Origin of the sequence: Rhodococcus sp. NPDC127593 (genome assembly GCF_042671975.1) — a bacterium.
Taxonomy (GTDB): domain Bacteria; phylum Actinomycetota; class Actinomycetes; order Mycobacteriales; family Mycobacteriaceae; genus Rhodococcus_F.
Window position 1 is genome coordinate 1 of record NZ_JBHXWI010000027.1, and the last position, 17,512, is coordinate 17,512.

The 17,512-nt window shown below is 68.6% G+C and carries 14 protein-coding genes and 1 pseudogene; 8 read left to right on the forward strand and 7 right to left on the reverse strand.

Annotated elements, in window-relative coordinates; all coding sequences use genetic code 11:
• The 5 genes from tnpB to ACFVJ3_RS24570 all read left to right on the forward strand — a co-directional run.
• On the forward strand, window positions 1–1,082 hold a 1,082-nt coding region (gene tnpB / locus ACFVJ3_RS24550; protein ID WP_378454523.1), incomplete at its 5' end, for an IS607 family element RNA-guided endonuclease TnpB.
• A 48-nt stretch (window positions 1,083–1,130) separates the two neighbouring features.
• Entirely contained in the window at window positions 1,131–1,829 is a 699-nt protein-coding gene (locus ACFVJ3_RS24555) for a hypothetical protein (RefSeq protein ID WP_378454524.1), read from the forward strand.
• Between the two features lie 113 nt (window positions 1,830–1,942).
• Window positions 1,943–2,272, forward strand: coding sequence for a DUF6802 family protein (locus ACFVJ3_RS24560; protein WP_378454525.1), 330 nt, complete (start codon window positions 1,943–1,945; stop codon window positions 2,270–2,272).
• Between the two features lie 276 nt (window positions 2,273–2,548).
• A complete protein-coding gene (locus tag ACFVJ3_RS24565; protein WP_378454526.1) occupies window positions 2,549–4,378 on the forward strand; it encodes a phosphoenolpyruvate carboxykinase (GTP) in 1,830 nt (609 codons plus the stop codon).
• Window positions 4,379–4,529: 151 nt separating this feature from the next.
• Window positions 4,530–5,030, forward strand: a complete 501-nt coding sequence (locus ACFVJ3_RS24570; protein WP_378454527.1) for a hypothetical protein — start codon at window positions 4,530–4,532, stop codon at window positions 5,028–5,030.
• A gap of 65 nt (window positions 5,031–5,095) precedes the next feature.
• Here the strand turns inward: ACFVJ3_RS24570 and ACFVJ3_RS24575 are convergent, their stop codons facing one another.
• The 5 genes from ACFVJ3_RS24575 to ACFVJ3_RS24595 form a co-directional block, all read right to left on the reverse strand.
• Window positions 5,096–6,544, reverse strand: a complete 1,449-nt coding sequence (locus ACFVJ3_RS24575; protein WP_378454528.1) for an aldehyde dehydrogenase — start codon at window positions 6,542–6,544, stop codon at window positions 5,096–5,098.
• A 28-nt stretch (window positions 6,545–6,572) separates the two neighbouring features.
• Window positions 6,573–7,718 (reverse strand): hypothetical protein, encoded by a 1,146-nt coding sequence (locus ACFVJ3_RS24580; protein WP_378454529.1) that lies wholly within the window; start codon window positions 7,716–7,718, stop codon window positions 6,573–6,575.
• The gene (locus ACFVJ3_RS24585; RefSeq protein ID WP_378454530.1) at window positions 7,715–8,884 is read right to left on the reverse strand and encodes a phosphotransferase family protein; all 1,170 of its coding nucleotides are present in this window, start codon (window positions 8,882–8,884) and stop codon (window positions 7,715–7,717) included. Before ACFVJ3_RS24585 ends, ACFVJ3_RS24580 begins: the two co-directional genes overlap by 4 nt.
• A gap of 79 nt (window positions 8,885–8,963) precedes the next feature.
• Window positions 8,964–9,851: an ROK family protein gene (locus ACFVJ3_RS24590; RefSeq protein ID WP_378454531.1), complete on the reverse strand. Its 888-nt coding sequence runs from the start codon at window positions 9,849–9,851 to the stop codon at window positions 8,964–8,966.
• A 2-nt stretch (window positions 9,852–9,853) separates the two neighbouring features.
• Window positions 9,854–10,609 (reverse strand): class I SAM-dependent methyltransferase, encoded by a 756-nt coding sequence (locus ACFVJ3_RS24595; protein WP_378454640.1) that lies wholly within the window; start codon window positions 10,607–10,609, stop codon window positions 9,854–9,856.
• Between the two features lie 174 nt (window positions 10,610–10,783).
• Here ACFVJ3_RS24595 and ACFVJ3_RS24600 point away from each other — a divergent pair, with 174 nt between their 5' ends.
• On the forward strand, window positions 10,784–12,004 hold the full coding sequence (locus ACFVJ3_RS24600; RefSeq protein WP_378454641.1) for a glycosyltransferase family 4 protein: 1,221 nt from the start codon (window positions 10,784–10,786) through the stop codon (window positions 12,002–12,004).
• On the opposite strand, the gene ACFVJ3_RS24605 is transcribed toward ACFVJ3_RS24600, so the two are convergent.
• A complete protein-coding gene (locus ACFVJ3_RS24605) occupies window positions 11,945–13,669 on the reverse strand; it encodes a hypothetical protein (protein WP_378454532.1) in 1,725 nt (574 codons plus the stop codon). The genes ACFVJ3_RS24600 and ACFVJ3_RS24605 overlap by 60 nt on opposite strands.
• Before the next feature lie 54 nt (window positions 13,670–13,723).
• Here ACFVJ3_RS24605 and ACFVJ3_RS24610 point away from each other — a divergent pair, with 54 nt between their 5' ends.
• Window positions 13,724–14,932, forward strand: coding sequence for a polysaccharide biosynthesis protein (locus ACFVJ3_RS24610; protein WP_378454533.1), 1,209 nt, complete (start codon window positions 13,724–13,726; stop codon window positions 14,930–14,932).
• 150 nt (window positions 14,933–15,082) lie between these two features.
• Here ACFVJ3_RS24610 and ACFVJ3_RS24615 read toward each other — a convergent pair whose 3' ends face one another.
• Complete coding sequence (locus ACFVJ3_RS24615) at window positions 15,083–16,237, reverse strand: DUF3068 domain-containing protein (RefSeq protein ID WP_378454534.1); 1,155 nt, start codon at window positions 16,235–16,237, stop codon at window positions 15,083–15,085.
• A gap of 247 nt (window positions 16,238–16,484) precedes the next feature.
• On the opposite strand from ACFVJ3_RS24615, the pseudogene ACFVJ3_RS24620 reads away from it, so the two are divergent.
• A pseudogene (locus tag ACFVJ3_RS24620) lies at window positions 16,485–17,507 on the forward strand (acyltransferase family protein); the annotation flags it as partial.
• Window positions 17,508–17,512: the final 5 nt, after the last annotated feature.

Here is a 17,512-nt window from a genome sequence, read left to right on the forward strand (position 1 = left end):
CGAACCTGGCGACGGCCCTGACGAACTGGTCCAGCTCACGGGCAGGGATGCGGAAGGGTTCCAGGGTGCGGTTCCCGAGGTTCAAGGGCAAGCGCACACCGTTGTCGTGCCGGTTCACCACCGGGGCATTCGGGCTGGTCGACACCGATCGTCGGCACGTGAAACTCCCCCGGATCGGGATGGTGCGGACCCACGAGTCCACCCGCAAGCTCGCCCGCCGCGTCGCGGCAGGGACGGCGCGGATCCGGTCGGCCACCATCACGTTCCGGTCCGGTCGTTGGTTCGTGTCCTTCTCCGTGGAGGTCGAACGATCCGATCCGGCGCCGACGCTGCCGGAGTCGGTGGTGGGGGTGGACCTCGGGGTCAAGTCCCTCGCGGTGCTGTCCACCGGTGAGGTGGTGCCGAACCCGAAGCACCTCGAACACGCCCAACGCGAGTTACGGCGGTTGGGGCGTCAGGCCGCCCGACGGCAAGGCCCTGATCGTCGTACCGGGCAGCAGCCGTCGAAGCGGTGGCGACAGACTCAGGCGCGGATCGCGCGTCTGCACGCGTATGTGGCGAACGCCCGCCGCGACGGGTTGCACAAGCTCTCGACCCGGTTGGTCCGCTCGCATACCGTGGTGGTGGTCGAGGATCTGAATGTGGCCGGGATGGTCCGCAACCGAACATTGGCCCGGCACATCGCCGGGGTCGGGATGGGTGAGTTGCGTCGTCAGCTCGAGTACAAAGCCGGCGGGTCCGGACGTCGGGTGCACGTGGCGGATCGGTGGTATCCCAGCTCCAAGACGTGTTCGGCTTGTGGTGTGGTGAAAGCCAAGCTGCGCCTATCCGAACGCACCTTTGTCTGCGAATCCTGCGGGATGAGCATCGATCGTGACCTCAACGCGGCCCGCAACCTCGCGGCCCTGGTTGAGGCGTCCTCCCCGAGTTGCGGGGCGACGGTAAACGAGCCCGCTGGAAACCCATGTCAGACCCGCACCGTGCGGGCAACGGGTACCGCCACGGGAAGACCCGCGCCAGGTGCGGGTCAACGTCGACACCGTGAGGCGTCGACTCAGGACACGTTTGTAGACGTTTCCTGAACGGTGACTGCGTCATGGGCACCCCCACCCCAAGGCGGTCGCAGGTTCGTGCGGCCGGAGCGACCGCGCGCGCCGAGATTGACCGCGCCGGGCAGCGGGACGCTTGCGGGTTACCCCGACCGGCTGGCCGAGATGGTGCGCGAGAGAAGTGGTGCGGTCGATGCCGCGGTGACCGTGCGCCTCGACGACCTGCGGTCCCGCAGGGACGGCGGTCCGCTGCCGGAGCCGGTTACGCCGGAAGGACCCGAACCGCGGCACCGCGGACTCGAAGACCGGATGACGATCCTGATCGGTGCGTCCGCCGGGCTCGGTCTGGGCAGGCTGATGGTCTCGCCGCTGTCGATGGTGCCGGCGCTCGACATCGCGACCATCCCGCCCACCCTCGCGCTGGGAGCGGTCGCGGCGTGGTGGCTGACGCGGGCGCGCGGGCACGTCGCCGAGCGTGCCCACGTGCGGCAGTGGGCCACCGAGGCGTTGGTGCACGTGCGGTCCCAGTGGGAGCAGTTCGTCCTCGGCCGGTTGCTGGCGGCGGAGGCTCAGGTGAGTGAGGCGATCATCGCCGAGAGCCGGATCTGCGCCCGGGACGTGGACGAGCGGGTCGCGCAGATCGACGGCGAACTCCGTCGCCTGGCCGCGAGACGCAACGGGCAGCTGTCGTCCTGCGAACGCGACCTCGGGGCCGTCGACCGGGGGCTGCAGGAGGTCCGCAGGCAGTCGGGGAACCGAATCGCCGTATCGAACGTCTGAATACATAGGTGCCTGACCAGAGTTCGCCCGCTTTCGTGTGGAATTGTGTTGAATTATCTTGATATGTCTTGATTTGTGCGGGAAACTGGTCCGAAATGCGAAGGGAGACCGTGGTGGCGACGACTGAGAGTTTTCTGGTCCCGGACATGCCGGACATGCCGGACATGCCGGACCTCGATCCGAACACTTTCGGCCACGATTCCGGGGCGGTCGCGCTCACCGATCCGACCCACGACATCGACGGAGACGGCGTCCTGGACACCCAGACGTTCGACGCGGGCGACGCCGTCGTCATCGCCTCCGACCTCGACTCGGACGGCGACGCAGACCATCTGACGATGATCCACGAGGACGGCGGGTACGCGTCTTGGGAGTTTCGCCGCGACGGCGACGGCGTCGTGCACTGGCAGCAGACCGATGGTGGGACTCTCGGTAACGGCTGAACACCTCCGAAATCCGCACTGCAAACGCGGGAAAGGCCCCTGGCAGCTCTACTGAATCGTTTCTGTGACCATTCCAACCGCACCCGATTCCCCGAGATGGGACTCGCGGCGTTAACCTCTAGGGATAGGACACCCGGCGCCCGCGTCTTCCATGTGGCATGGACGGCCTGGCTGGACCCCGCCGAGAGGGGAAATCGGACCGTCTGGCACTCGCTGCGAGGTTCTCTCTCAGCGGACGGCAGATGGTCCGGTTCCGGCTCACCCCAGGAGAGTTTGATGACCTCAGCGACCATTCCCGGTCTGAACGGAACTGACGGCACGCCCCCCACGGAGCACAGTGAGCTGCTCGCCTGGGTTCGAGAGGTTGCCGAACTCACTCAGCCCGACCGCGTCGTCTTCGCCGACGGCTCGGACGCAGAATGGGATCGACTGACCGAGCAGCTCGTCGAGGCCGGTACGTTCACGCGACTCAACGACGAGAAGAAGCCGAACTCGTTCGTCGGCAACTCCGACCCGTCGGACGTCGCACGCGTCGAGTCGCGCACCTACATCTGCTCGCGTGAAGAGATCGACGCCGGGCCCACCAACAACTGGATGGACCCGACCGAGATGCGGTCGCTCATGACCGACCTCTACCGCGGCAGCATGCGTGGACGCACGATGTACGTGGTGCCGTTCTGCATGGGTCCCCTCGGTGCCGACGATCCGAAGCTGGGTGTCGAGATCACCGACTCCGAGTACGTCGTCGTGTCCATGCGCATCATGACGCGCATGGGTACTGCCGCGATGGAGAAGCTCGGCACCGACAAGCCGTTCGTGAAGGCGCTGCACTCGGTCGGCGCACCTCTCGAAGAGGGCCAGGCCGACGTCCCGTGGCCGTGCAACGACACCAAGTACATCACCCACTTCCCCGAGGATCGCGAGATCTGGAGCTACGGTTCCGGCTACGGCGGAAACGCGCTGCTCGGTAAGAAGTGCTACTCGCTGCGCATCGCGTCGGCGATGGCCCACGACGAGGGCTGGCTGGCCGAGCACATGCTGATCCTCAAGCTGATCTCCCCGGAGGACAAGCCGTACTACGTCGCGGCCGCGTTCCCGAGCGCCTGCGGTAAGACCAACCTCGCGATGATCCAGCCGACCATCCCCGGATGGCGCGCCGAGACCCTCGGCGACGACATCGCGTGGATGCGCTTCGGTGAGGACGGCCGCCTGTACGCCGTCAACCCCGAGTACGGCTTCTTCGGTGTCGCGCCGGGCACGAACTACGGGTCGAACCCGAACGCGATGAAGACGCTCGAGGCCGGTAACTCGCTGTACACGAACGTCGCGCAGACCGACGACGGCGACGTCTGGTGGGAGGGTCTCGAGGGCGACCCGCAGCACCTCACCGACTGGAAGGGCAACGAGTGGACGCCCGAGTCGGGCGAGAAGGCCGCGCACCCCAACTCGCGCTACTGCACCCCGATGTCGCAGTGCCCGATCCTCGCGCCGGAGTGGGACGACCCGCAGGGCGTTCCGATCTCCGCGATCCTGTTCGGTGGACGCCGTAAGACCACGGTTCCGCTGGTCAGTGAGTCCTTCGACTGGCAGCACGGCACGTTCCTGGGTGCGACGCTGTCGTCCGAGCAGACCGCGGCCGCCGAGGGTGCCGTCGGCACCGTTCGCCGCGACCCGATGGCCATGATCCCGTTCATCGGCTACAACGCCGGCGACTACCTGAACCACTGGATCAACCTCGGCAAGCACGCGGATTCCGAGAAGCTGCCGAAGATCTTCTACGTCAACTGGTTCCGTCGCGGCGACGACGGCCGCTTCCTGTGGCCCGGTTTCGGCGAGAACTCCCGCGTGCTGAAGTGGATCGTCGACCGCATCGAGCACAAGGCCGGTGCCGAGTCCACCCCGATCGGATTCGTTCCGACCGCAGCCGATCTGGAGCTCGACGGCCTGGACGTCAACGCCAACGATGTCGACGAGGCGCTGAAGGTCGATGTCGACGAGTGGAAGCAGGAGCTGCCGCTCATCGAGGAATGGTTCGAGTTCCTCGGCGAGAAGGTTCCCTCCGGTATCCGTGACGAGTTCGAGGCCCTGAAGCAGCGCCTGAGCTAGTCCCTCCCCGGTGACCGAATGTCGCAGTGGTTCAGTTCGACTGAACCACTGCGACATTCGTCGTTCGAGGGGAGAAGTCTGCAGTAAACGCATACCATTCGGTTTGTAAAGCCTCGATTCTCGAAGCTCGCACCCGACGAAAGGATTGCAGATGCAGACAGGGACCAGCAGGGGCATGAAACGACTCGCCGGAGGTGCCGCACTCGCTGCCGCAGCCGCCGCCACCGTAGCCATGACCATGCCGGCGACCGCTTCCGCAGCGACGGAAGTGCAGCCTCCCACCGTGGTGACCGCGGTCGACGGAAAGACCCTCGGCATCACCGTCACCAATCCCAACGTCCTGAATCTGCTGGACGCCCAGTCCTGCGGTGCAGTCGCATTCGACGCCACCAAGCTGCCCGCCGTACTTGCCGATCCCACCGTTGTTCTCGAACCAGGATTCGTCGCGTGGGCCACCAATCCGATCGAGCGCGTCGTCGCGAACGCCGCAGGCAACGCGGTCAAGACGTTCACCACACCGGAACTTCCCGACGGCGCCTACGCGGTGCTCGGAGAATGCCTGTCGCTGACCACGGTCGCCAATCCCCAGACCACGTTGCCGCAGATCGTCCTCGTCGGCGGTCCGCTGGGCGGGGTCCAGTTCGGCAGCTAGTGCTACGCACCTGTGCGCCATTCTGGTAGCTGCAGCAACCAGAAAGGCGCACGGGCGCGAAGCGCCTACCCCGTGTAGCCGGGCGGCATGAGGACGGACTTGATCTCGCAGAACGCTTCGAGCCCCTCCGGTCCGTTCTCGCGACCGATGCCGGAGGCCTTGTAGCCGCCGAACGGTGAGCCGGGGTCGAATGCGTACCAGTTGATGGCGTAGGTGCCGGTGCGGATCCGTTTCGCGACAGCGAGACCGTGATCGATGTCGGTGGTGTACACCGAGCCGGCGAGTCCGTAGTCGGAGTCGTTGGCGATCTTGATCGCCTCGTCCTCGGAGTCGTAGGGGATCACGGACAGGACGGGTCCGAAGATCTCCTCGCGGGCGATCGTCATCGAGTTGTCGACGTCCGCGAAGATCGTCGGCTCCACGTACCAACCCTTGTCGAGGCCCTCCGGGCGGCCGCCGCCGAGCACCACGCGGGCGCCCTGTTCCTTGCCCTTGGCGATGTAGCCCTCGACGCGGTCGCGCTGCTTCTCGGAGATCAGCGGTCCGAGTTGCGCGGCCGGGTCGGACGGATCGCCGACGGTCATGAATCCGGCACCCGCCACGAGGGCGTCCAGGACCTCGTCGTAGCGGGAACGCGGGGCGAGGATCCGGGTCTGCGCGACGCACGCCTGCCCGGTGTTCATGAGCCCGGACATCACCAGCATCGGCATCGTGGACGCGAGGTCGGCGTCCTCGAGGATGATGGCCGCCGACTTGCCGCCCAGTTCGAGGGAGCAGCGCTTGAGGTTCTGCGCGGCGATGGCCCCGATCTTGCGGCCGACGGGACTGCTGCCGGTGAACGTGATCTTGTCGATGCCGGGATGCGACACCAGGTATTCGCCGGTGTCGGCGCCGCCGGGCAGGACGGAGATGACGCCCTCGGGGACCCCCGCCTCGGCGAAGATCTCGGCGAGAAGGTGTGTGGAGAGCGGGGATTCGGGTGCCGGCTTCAGCAGCACGGTGCAGCCCGCGAGCAGCGCCGGGGACAGCTTGTTGACGGCCAGGAACAGTGGCACGTTCCAGGCGAGGACCGCAGCCACCACGCCGACCGGTTCCCGCAGCACCTTCGTCTGGCCGAACGCGCCGGTGCGGGTCTGCTCCCACTCGAACTCGTTCGCGAGACCGGCGTAGAAGTTCAGGGTCGCGAGCGACGGCGTCTGCTGCATCATCCCGACCATCGCGGGCGGCTGGCCCATCTCCGACGAGATCAGTGCGTTGAGGGCGTCGCCGCGCTCCTCGATGAGTTTCGCCGCCTTCGCGAGGATCTGGCCGCGCTCGGCGGGAGTCGTCTGCGGCCACGGACCTTCGTCGAATGCCCGCCTGGCCACGGCGACGGCGTCGTCGATGTCGGCCGGCGACGCGACGGGACAGCTGCCGACGCGTTCCTCGGTCGCGGGGGAGAACACTTCGAGCACCTGATCGGTGGCCGGGGCCACCCACTTGCCGCCGATGTAGAGCTTCTCGTAGTCGGTCATGAGTCCATTCCTCGTGTCGTTCCCCCGGTCAGGAGGCGGTGTCGGTGAAACTGTCGAATCCGTATCGTGCGTGTGGGCCGATCGCCGCGACCTCGAACAGCCCGGTCCCGACGACGGTCTCGCCGCCGTCCTCGAGTCGGAAGCGGGTGAGATTGTCCACGGGGCAGAACATCCGGAGTCCCGGCTCGATCTCGGAGGCTCGTTTGCGCAGTCCCTGCACCACGAGTTCGCCCTGCCACATGCCGTGACGCCAATCCGCTTCGAGGCCGTACCCCGTGCCGATGCCGATGTAGTTGGGAACCAGCAGATCGCAGGTGACGGTGACGACCTCGCCGGTCGGGCGGTGGAAACTCAGCGACGCCGACGTGACGTCCCGCGCCCCCGGCTCGAACTTCAGCTCGTGTTCGGGTCGGCCGAGCCATTCGGGTTCGCGGTCGGCGTCCGGCCAGATGCGGACGGCTTCCTCGACGATGCGCCTGCCGAGTTCGTCCTCCTGCAGGACGACGGAGACGGAGAAGTTGTCGAACTGCATCACCGAGTAGATCCAGAAGAAGTTCTGGATCCCGTCGACCGCGCGACGTCCGGGAGGCTCGGACTCGCCGACGGGGCGCACTCCCCACGACCGGTCGCGGTTGCCGCGCCAGGTGTCGGGGGTGACGGGGCGGCTCTGCCCGTCGATCGTGAGTTCACCTGCCCAGGTGCCGGTCTGGACGAATCGGCTCGTGTCGAACGTGACGCGTTCGAGCTGCCTGCGGAAGTGGCGGGGTTCCAGCGTCGCGGGGATCGCGCCGTCGAAGGTGAGGTCGAAGGAGAGGTCGTAGTCGCCGGGCTCGAGCACCACGCGCAAGCGTTGCAGACCTTCGAGGACCTCGACGCGAAACGGTCCGACGGTGCTGTCGGAGCGGTCGTGACCCAGCGCGGCCGACCCGCGGACGACGATGTGGTCGTCGCCGCGGCGGAGCACCGCGAACGCGTCCGTCACGCCGAGGTTGGGGTACTGCCCGAGACCGATGATGAGGAAGAGGTCGGACTCGGCCGAGGGATAGCAGTTGAAGTAGTAGCGGTCGTAGAAGTTGCGGTCGGACGTGGCGACGCGCCGAATGGGTTCGGCCACCTGATGAATGGGGTAGTCGTCCATCGGGGAGAGCGGGTTTCCCGCGTAGTCGGCGGTCATCGGATCTTCTCCCAGTACGTGCCGTCGAGCATCGCCGCCAGCGAGGCGCGGTGCATGATCATGTCGTCCGGGTCCTCCGGGGCAACGGCCTGTCCGAAGTGGATGGCGCGCTCCTGGATCCGCAGCATGATCGTGGCCTGCCGGAGCGCCGCGTAGGCGGTGTAGTACTCGAGATCGCGGGGCGTGTGGCCCGTCAGTTCCTCGTAGAGGGCGGCGAGGTCGTCGAGTCGCAGGAAGTCGGGCATCCCGTCGAGTCCGGCGGCCGCGGCGATGTCCTCGAAGAACCGGTGCAGGTACGTCATCCAGCCCAGGTCGAGTTCGCGGGGCCCGAGTGCGGCCATCTCCCAGTCGAGTACGGCCACGGGCCGGAAGTCCTCGAACATCATGTTGCCGATCCGGGCGTCGCCCCAGCAGAAGACGGCGGGGGAGGGGTCGTCCGGGAGGTTCTCCTCCATCCACGCGAAGCCGCGTTCGATCAACGGGGACCGGGGACCGGACCGCGTCGTCCATTCGTAGTATTCGCGTTGCTGCCGGATGTGCGCGGCGAGCGCCTCGGTGACGGTGGGGCCGGAGCCGGGCAGTCGCAGGAACGCGAACCGCTCCCACGGCCGGTCGATGTCGTGCAGTTGCGCAAGGACTTTCACCGCACTGTGCTGCAGCAGCGCGCGCTGCGCCTCGGTGGCCTCGGTCACCCATGACCCGAAGTTGTAGGGCATCACGTCCGGCGGGACCTGCCCGGAGACGCGGGCCATGACGAAGAACGGGGCGCCCAGCGGACCGGGGTCGGATTCGGACCAGTAGACGACCGGGACCGGGACGGCGGAGTGCTCCCGGACCTGCGCCATCACCTGGAACTGTCCGTCGAGGTCGTAGTCCGGGAAGACGGGCATCGTCGTGTCGGCCGGCGCGACCCGCGCGACCAGCGGGTGAACCTCGCCCGACCAGGTCGCGTCGAACAGGATGGTCTCGCTCGACATGCCGTTGGCGTCGGGGAGATGGACGTGCGTGACGTCGGGTGCGGCTTCGGCGGGCAATTGGGCGGCGAGCCAGCGTTGCAGCGCGTCTCGCAGCACCTCCGGATCGCGACGGGAGTCACGGGGCCGGGCGACTTCGGACGAGTGATCGGAGTCGTCGGCGGATCGGGCAGTGCTCGTGCTCACGGTCACCTCCTCTCTGAACGTGGTGTGACCCTGAACACTAGAACACGTTACAGAATTTCGGAACAGGTGAGGAGATCCCGCTGTGTCAGCCCCTGTCTAAGGCCAGGACTCCCGCCCCGACGAGGGTTCCGGAGGCGCCGAGTTCCGCCGGGACCACCCGCAGATTCGCGACGAACGACAACCGGGCGTGGCGGGCGGCGGCCCTGCGCATCGGGTCCCACAACGGGGATCCGGCCTGCGCGAATCCGCCGCCGACCACCGCGAGATCGACATCGAGGAGGGCTGCGGCGGACGCGATCGCCTGCCCCAGCGCGGTCCCCGCGCGGTCGAGGGCGGCCACGGCGACGTCGTCCCCGTCCGCGGCGGCCCTCGCCAATTCGACCCCCGTCGTCCCGCGCCATCCCCGGGATCGGGCCCAGCGCACGGACGACGGTCCGCTCGCCACCGTCTCCAGGCACCCGATCCCGCCGCACGTGCACGGCTCGGTTCCGCCGGGGACCACCAGATGACCGATGTGTCCCGCGTTGCCGGTGCGGCCCGTGGCGATGCGGCCGCCGAGGACCACTCCGCCGCCGATGCCCGTGGACACGACGAGGCTCAGCAGGTCGGGGACGCCGCGCCCGGCGCCGTGGTGATGCTCGCCGAGAGCGGCGGCGGCGCCGTCCATCGCCAGCCTCGCCGGGACGCCGGGAAAAAGTTCCTGCACCAAGCCGAGCAGGCCGAATCCGGCCGCCCACTCGCCAATGTTGATGGGTGACGCAGTGCCGGCGATCGTGTCGACCGGTCCCGCGCAGGCGATGCCGACCGAGGTGATCTGCGACGCCCCCGCGACCTCGCGCAGCAGGGCGGCGCACGCGTCCGCGACGCCGGTCGCCGGCGTCGGGGTGGTCGCCGGGCGTGGCACCGTGCCGTCCGCGTCGACGATCCCGGCGGCCATCTTGGTGCCGCCGATGTCGAGAGCCAGCGCGACCACGGTCAGTGCTTCCGCATCACGAGAACGAGGTTGCTCACCAGGAACTCCCGCAGTCCGGGGACGCGCACCATCCACCACGCCCAGCGCGGGTGGTAGCGGGGGAAGGCCGCCAGGAAGTCCGCGTCCGGGACGCGCCGGGCCCACCGAAGCCCGTCGGCCGCACCCACTTTGAACAGGGAGACGCCGTACCGGTTCTTGGGTTCGCGGTCGTTCTTGCGCAGGTAGCGACGGGCGGCGTACTCACCGCCCAGTGCGTGCCAGGGCCCGGTTTCGTGGCCACCGAACGGGCCCCACCACAACGTGTAGGACAGCACGATCAGGCCGCCGGGTTTCGTCACGCGCACCATCTCGTCCGCCATTGCCCATGGTTCGCTGACGTGCTCGGCGACGTTGGAGGAGAAGCAGATGTCCACCGACGACGTCCGGAACGGCAGCGCCAACCCCGACCCGCGAACCGCGCCGCCCACGGCGAGGCCGGCGGCATGCATCTCGGACGGATCCGGCTCGACCGGGACGTACCGGGCGCCGGCCTGCTGGAACACGTCCGCGAAGTAACCGGGGCCGCCGCCGACGTCCAGGATCGTCGTCCCGGTGAGATCCGATTCGGTCAGACCGCCGTACAGGTCGCCGATCAGTTCGACGGAGTCGCGGGCGAGGGCGCCGTAGAACAGGTCGGGTGCGGTCTGTTCGTGCCGGAAGTCGCTGAGCAGGCCGAACGACCGCTTCAGGGTTGCCCGTCGACCGAATCGCCGGGTCACGGGAGGCGTCGTCACGAGACTGAACCTTAGCGAGTGCAGCCGCCGGGGCCGCAATCCGTTCGCGGTGGCTGCAACATCCGGTGGAATGCGACCGATAGGGTGTTCGGGGACTACAGCGCGGAACGTCCCGCCCGGAGACCACATGTACCGCACCGACCACAGGAGTATATGAACGTGCGAGAGGTTCTGCTGCTCTGCTGGCGCGACACCGGTCACCCGCAGGGTGGCGGCAGTGAGCGGTACCTCGAGGAGGTCGGTGCCCAGCTCGCGGCGCGGGGAATCAAGGTCACCCTCCGCACCGCCGGTTACCGCGGCGCCGCCAAGAAGGAGACCGTCGACGGCATCGAGATCAGCCGGGCCGGCGGACGGTACAGCGTCTACCCCCGCGCCCTCGCCGCGATCGCCGCGGGCCGGCTCGGGTTCGGACCGCTGCGAGGCATCCGGCCCGACGCCGTGATCGACACCCAGAACGGCATCCCGTTCTTCTCCCGCGTCGTCGCCGGTGCACCCGTGACCTTGCTCGTGCATCACTGCCACCGCGAGCAGTGGCCGGTGGCGGGCCGGTTGATGGGCAAGATCGGCTGGTGGGTGGAATCACGGTTGTCGCCGCGCACCCACCGGGACGACCAGTACCTCACCGTGTCGCTGCCGTCCGCCGACGAACTCATCGAACTCGGCGTCGAGCGCGAACGGATCGCGGTGGTGCGCAACGGCGCCGACGACATTCCGGTCGGCGTGGACGTCGGCGGCACCGACACCCGGACCGCGCACCCCAGCGTGTGCGTCCTGTCCCGACTGGTGCCGCACAAGCAGATCGAGGACGCCCTCCAGGCCGTCGCGGAGCTGCGTCCCACCATCGCCGACGTGCACCTCGACGTCATCGGTGGCGGCTGGTGGGAGCAGAATCTCCGCGACCGCGCGCACGAGCTGGGCATCGGCGACGCCGTCACGTTCCACGGGCACGTCGACGAGACCCGCAAGCACCAGTTGCTGTCGCAGTCCTGGTTGCACGTGATGCCGTCCCGCAAGGAGGGCTGGGGTCTGGCCGTCATCGAGGCCGCACAGCACGGGGTCCCGACCGTCGGCTACCGCAGCTCCAAGGGACTGACGGATTCGATCGTCGACGGCGTGACCGGAGTGCTGGTCGGCAGCGCGGAAGCGGCGACGGCCGACGTCGGCGAATTGACCGCGGCCGTCAACACCCTCCTGCTCGACCCCGAGACACGCATGGTCCTCGGTGAGAAGGCGCGGATCCGCGCGGGTGAGTTCTCGTGGAAGCACACCGGGAACGGCGTCCACGAGGTGCTGGCGGGCACGGCCGCGGGCCTGCGGACGTCAGGGCTGGTGTCGCCGGCGCTGGCGCGTCCGGGCCTCGAGCACGCCCGCGCCGAGTAGACCGCCGGCCAGCACGAGGGCCCACAGCACATGGGCCGCGATCACCGTCGCACGTGCCCGATCGGACGCCTCGTGCCGCGCGACGTCGCCGCCGACGCGGTACAGCTCCAGATGTTCGTCCGAGAACTGTCGCTCCAGACCGGCCAGGGTGGTCGCGGATTCGCCGCGCGGTCCGGGCGTGTCGCGCTCGACCAGTACCCACCGGACGCCCAGCGACGCGAGATCGGCGGCGGAACCGCCGGTGAGCAGCACCCGTTCCACCTGCTGCGCCCGCGACCCCTCGCCTGTCACCGTGCCACCGGCCACCACCAACTCGCCCGTCTCCAGGACGTCCTCGGGCAGCATCCTCGGGGCGGGGTCCAGGACGGGAGCGGAACCGCTGTAGGAGAATTTGCGGAACATGCCGGTGGGCAGGACGGCGACGTCCCCGCTGTTCGCGTCGCGCTCCACCTCGGCGGACACCTGCTGCCACGACGGCGGATAGTGGACCGGGCGCAGCGCGCCCCCGACGCCCCACGCGAGGTCGGGGAGGGCGAGCAGCACGACCAGGACGGCTGAGACGGACCACGTGCCGGGGCGTCGCAGCACCGCGGCCGCGGCGGCGAGCGCATACAGCGGCGCCGCGAGCGCCACCCACTTCTGCGCGTCCCGGAGCAACCCCGCGCCCGGGACGTTCTGCACCATCCATCGGCCGACGTCGAGACCCCACGCGGTCGCGCCGAGCGTGGGCAGCAGCACCGCCACCAGCGCGAGCGCGGTCAGTGCGCCCACCGCGGGATGCCGTCGCCGCCGCCACAGCGCCGGGAGTCCGCACAGGACGACACCGAGCAGCAGAACCGTTCCGACGAGGGCGAACAGCGTGGTCCGGGTGTCCGGGACGGCGGTCTCGTTCCACACGCCGCCGAGTCCGGCGAGACTGCCCAGCGTCGCCAGCCCCGGCTCGGCACGCGCGGCGAACGCCGCGACCCCGGCGGGATCGGAGCCGTCCCCGCCGCCGCCGGCCAGGGCCGTGGCCGCCAGCCACGGCGCGCTCGCGACGACGAACAGGCCCAGCGCGCCCGTCACCCGGAGCCACGCGGCCGGTCGTCCGCCGGGGAGCGCGAGGACAGCAACCGCCGTCACCACCGCGAGCAACACCCCGGTGGGTGTCAGACCGGCCGCGGCGAGGCAGGCCGCGAGGGCGAACCACCCCCGGCGGTCACCCCGTCGAATCGCGACCGCTGCGCACACCGTCCACGGCAGCGCCGCGTACCCGGTCAGCAGGCTCCAATGACCCTGCAGCAGTCGCTCGGCGACGTACGGGTTCCACACCGTCACCGTCGCCGCGACGAGCTGCGGTCCGAGCCCCGCCGTCGGCAGCACGGTGCGGACCATCCGGGCCGCGCCCCAGCCCGCCGCCCACAGCGCGAGCAACAGGATCGCCTTCACCACCAGGCCGCCGCCGTCGACGACGACGCTCAGCGTCGCGAGGAGAGCATCCTGTGGCACGGCCCGCGCGGCGGCGTCCGTCAGGCCGAGCGCCGAGTCGGTCAGATACGAGCGGGGCGTGCTGACCGCGTCGCGCAACAGCAGGTAGCCCGGACCGAGCAGCGGCCCGAGGATCAGCAATGCCAGAAGGAGGCTGTAGACCGGCGCGACGAACGGTGCTCGGCGCCGGGCGGTCATGGGCCGTCACGATACGTGGTGCATCGACCCGGCTCGGACGGCACGTAGTGCATCATGGGGCGCATGCCACGCCAGACCCTCACCAGCTCGGCGGTCGCCGGGGTGACGATGGTGACGGCGGGCTCGATGATCGCGAACATCGCGTCCTACCTGCTGCATCTGCCGGCGAGCCGCTGGCTCGGACCGGCGGGTTACGGGGAGTTCGCGAGTCTGCTGGCGGCCCAGCTCGTCCTCGCCGTCCCCGCTCTCGCGCTGCAGACCGTCGTCGCCCGCGAGGTGGTCCGGGGCAAGGGCGCCCACGCGGTCCGGCTGCTGGGGTACCGGTGCGCGGTGATCGTCGCGGTCGCGGCGATGCTGCTCGCACCCCTCGTGTCGTGGGCCCTCGACACCGGGATGCTCGCCACGTTCTCTGCGCTGATCACGGCGCCCGTCCTGGTCCTGCTCGCCACCGAACAGGGACTGCTGCAGGGCGCGGCACGGTTCGGTCCGCTCAGCGTCGTCCTCGCGGCCGCGGGTGTCGCGAAGGTCGTTCCCGCGGTCGTGGTGCTGGCCGTCGGCGCCGGGCCGGGGCTCGCCCTCGCCGCCAGTGCGGTCGGCACCGGGCTGGTGGCCCTGTGCGCGCGACTGTTCGCCGATTCCGGGATCGCCGGGGAGCCGGGCACCCGGATCGGCGTCGCGGCCGTGCTGAAGGCGTCGCAGGTGCAGTTGGCGCTGATCGCGTTGTCGTCGATGGAGCTGGTGATCGCCCGGATCGTGCTCAGCAACGACGACGCCGGCCTGTACGCACTGGGCGCCGTCGCCACCAAGGCCGCGTTCTGGCTACCGCAGGCCGTCGGGGTGGTGCTCTACCCGCGGATGGCGAATCCCGCGCACTCCGCGCAGGCGATCCGGTCGGCGCTCGCCGTCCTCGTCGGACTCGGTGCGGTGCTCGTGGCAGCCGTCGCGGTGGCCGCCCCCCTCGTCCCGCTCGTCGTCGGCGACGCGTACCAGCCCGTCCAGTCGCTGCTGTGGCTGTTCGCACTCCACGGTGCCTGCCTGGCCGTCCTGCAGGGCGCCCTGCTCTCCGCCATCGCGGGGGAGAGAACGCACCTCGCGGTGATCGCCTGGATCGGCCTCGCCGTCGAGATGACCGGCATGCTGACCCTCGCGTCCACGATCGGGCAATTCATCGCCGTCGCCGTCACGGTCGCGTCGAGCACCGCACTGGTCGTCAGCGTCCTCGCCGTGCGCAGCGCGCGGCGTGATGCCCCGCGCCCGATGTGACATCCGTTCACTCCGACGAGCCGTCTGTGACATCCTGCGCCACTGCACAGGCCGCCCCCGGGAACGACGAAGGGGACCTCGGTGAAGTACCGAGGTCCCCTTCGCACCGGACTACGTGGCGTCCGGCTTTACAGCTCTACCGCTCGAGCTCTAGCGCTCGTCGTACCTGCGCGGATCCGCGACGGGAATCTCTTCCGTCTTGTCCGTGGTCCAGTCGTGCTGCTCGGTGGGAGCCTCCGACTTGTCCATGTTGACGTGGCGGCCACCGTCGCTCGGCGGGTAGTCGTCGCCGGTGGTCTGCGCGGGCTGCCTGCCCTTGCCGCCGCGCAGACCCAGGAAGAGTCCTGCGATCAGTGCGATGACACCGAGGATGCCGGCGATGATCGGCACGGTGCGACCGAACGTGCTGAGCTTGTCCATGCCGTCCTTGGCCTGCTGGACCTGGTATTCGATGGTCTGCTCGTTGAACGGCAGTTCCACCTTCAGGACGTCGATCTCCGGCTTGTCCTTGTTGCGGGCGTAGTACTGGTGCAGCTGCTCCTGGCCCTTGACGACGACACCGGTCTCGGGCTCGACCCACAGGTCACGCACATTGGTGTACCAGCGGGTCATCGTGACGGGGAGGGTGCCACCGGGGACACCCCACGCCTCGGCGGGCAGCGTCAGCTTGTTGGTGGGCGAGCTGACCACCTTCGACAGGTCGACCGGATCGATCGTCTGGTTGTAGTGGTACACCTTCAGACCGTTGATCTCCGTCTCCTCGACGAAGTCGATGTCCTGGGTGGCGCGCGCGTTCAGGTCGAAGTAGGGGTAGCTCTGCTTCTCCGAGTTGAACGGGAACTTGTACTGCAGTCCGTCGCGCGGAACTTCCTCGGCAGGCTGGTTGGGTTGCGTCTGGATGGTGCCCACCGGGTCGTTGGTCGGCATCGACGTCTTGCGGTCGACGGTGTTGCGGTCGACGATCGCGGACAGCAGTCCGGTGTCGCCCTGCTTGTCGGTGCGCCGCAGCGTCTGCCCCGCCTGGAGAGTGACGACGTCCGCGTTCGCGGGGTCCTCGGTGGTGACGTAGCGCTGTGACACCAGTGGAACGTTCGTGTTGACTTCGGCCTTGCCTGCGAGAAGAGCCTGCGAGTTGAGCACGCTGCCGGAACCTTCGGCGATCGTGGTCACTTCGAGGTCCAACGGCGTCTTCTCCAACTTGCCCACCGTGTAGGCGGGAATGAGAATGGCGACGGCCAAGAGGAAGGCACCGAGGCCCACCAGAATGCAAGCAAGTATCCGGCTCGGCCCTGAGCGCTCCGCCATGCTTTCTCTCCTAACCCAATTCTGTCGATTGAGATTCCCCCACCGGCAGCACGGCTGCACGGATCGCATGGAGCCCACATCGACACCACGTGAGGCAAAACACTAACAGTCTCGAATGCGCATTTGCCCCATCGGATAGTAAACGCACCAGCCGTTCGCGAGCGAAGTGACTCGGACGGAGTTTTCCGTCACAGCCCCGGGACCAGGCACACTGTTGGTGATGAGCACCTCGGCAAACACCACGCGCATGACCGCAACCCCGCGCGGTTTCATTCCCGCACTCGAGGGAATGCGCGGCCTTGCGGCGCTGGGGGTGCTCGTGACGCACGTCGCGTTCCAAACGGGTGCGACGCACGTGCCCGTGCTCGGCCGTATCTGGGGACGTTTCGATCTGGCGGTGGCGGTCTTCTTCGCGCTGTCCGGATTCCTGTTGTGGCGCAGCCACGCCGGGGCGGCGCGGGGGATGGGCCCCGCCCAGGGAATCGTCCGGTACTGGATCTCGCGGGCGACGCGCATCCTGCCTGCGTACTGGGTCGCCGTGGCGGTGGTGTTGACGTTCCTGCCCACCGCGAACGCGAGTTACCGCACGTGGTGGGCGAATCTCGGTCTCGTGCAGGTGTTCGTGCCCCTCACGCTCACCGACGGTCTGACCCAGATGTGGAGTCTGTCGGTGGAGGTGGCCTTCTACCTGGTACTTCCGTTGCTGGCGTTCGCGCTGGTCCGGTTGCGGGGTCCGGCTGCGCGGCTGCGTGTTCCGGTGATTCTCGCGTTGATCGCGGTGAGTCTGACGTGGGCATTCGTGCCGGTGTCGACACCCGGCGGCATCCATCACGACAACTGGCTGCCGGGGTACCTCCCGTGGTTCGGAGCCGGGATGGTGCTGGCCGAACTGGCGGTGAGTCCGCCCGGACGAATGCACCGCTGGGCGCATCATCGCGTCCGGATGTTTCTCGTCGCCGCAGTAGCATTCGCGCTCACGGCGACCGACCTCGCCGGCCCGGAGGGGCTGGTTCGTCCCGAACCGTGGCAGTACGCCGTCAAGATGGCGCTCGGCGCCGTCATCAGCTTCGCGCTGATGGCTCCGCTGGTGCTGTCCGACACGTCCACCCACCGCTACCTCGCGAGTCCGCTCGCTCTCGCCGTGGGCCGCTGGTCGTACGGCATCTTCATCTGGCACCTCGCGGTGCTGTCGATCGTCTTTCCGGTGTTCGGGCTCGTTCCGTTCTCCGGCCACTTCGTCTACATCCTGTTCCTGACGACCGTGATGAGCGTCGC

Bases quoted from the DNA above. Each gene is read 5' to 3' on its own strand.
- ACFVJ3_RS24605 (WP_378454532.1), bottom strand. From the start codon at position 13,669: ATGACCGCCCGGCGCCGAGCACCGTTCGTCGCGCCGGTCTACAGCCTC.
- ACFVJ3_RS24580 (WP_378454529.1), bottom strand. From the start codon at position 7,718: ATGACCGCCGACTACGCGGGAAACCCGCTCTCCCCGATGGACGACTAC.
- ACFVJ3_RS24565 (WP_378454526.1), top strand. From the start codon at position 2,549: ATGACCTCAGCGACCATTCCCGGTCTGAACGGAACTGACGGCACGCCC.
- ACFVJ3_RS24610 (WP_378454533.1), top strand. From the start codon at position 13,724: ATGGGGCGCATGCCACGCCAGACCCTCACCAGCTCGGCGGTCGCCGGG.
- ACFVJ3_RS24615 (WP_378454534.1), bottom strand. From the start codon at position 16,237: ATGGCGGAGCGCTCAGGGCCGAGCCGGATACTTGCTTGCATTCTGGTG.
- ACFVJ3_RS24570 (WP_378454527.1), top strand. From the start codon at position 4,530: ATGCAGACAGGGACCAGCAGGGGCATGAAACGACTCGCCGGAGGTGCC.
- ACFVJ3_RS24575 (WP_378454528.1), bottom strand. From the start codon at position 6,544: ATGACCGACTACGAGAAGCTCTACATCGGCGGCAAGTGGGTGGCCCCG.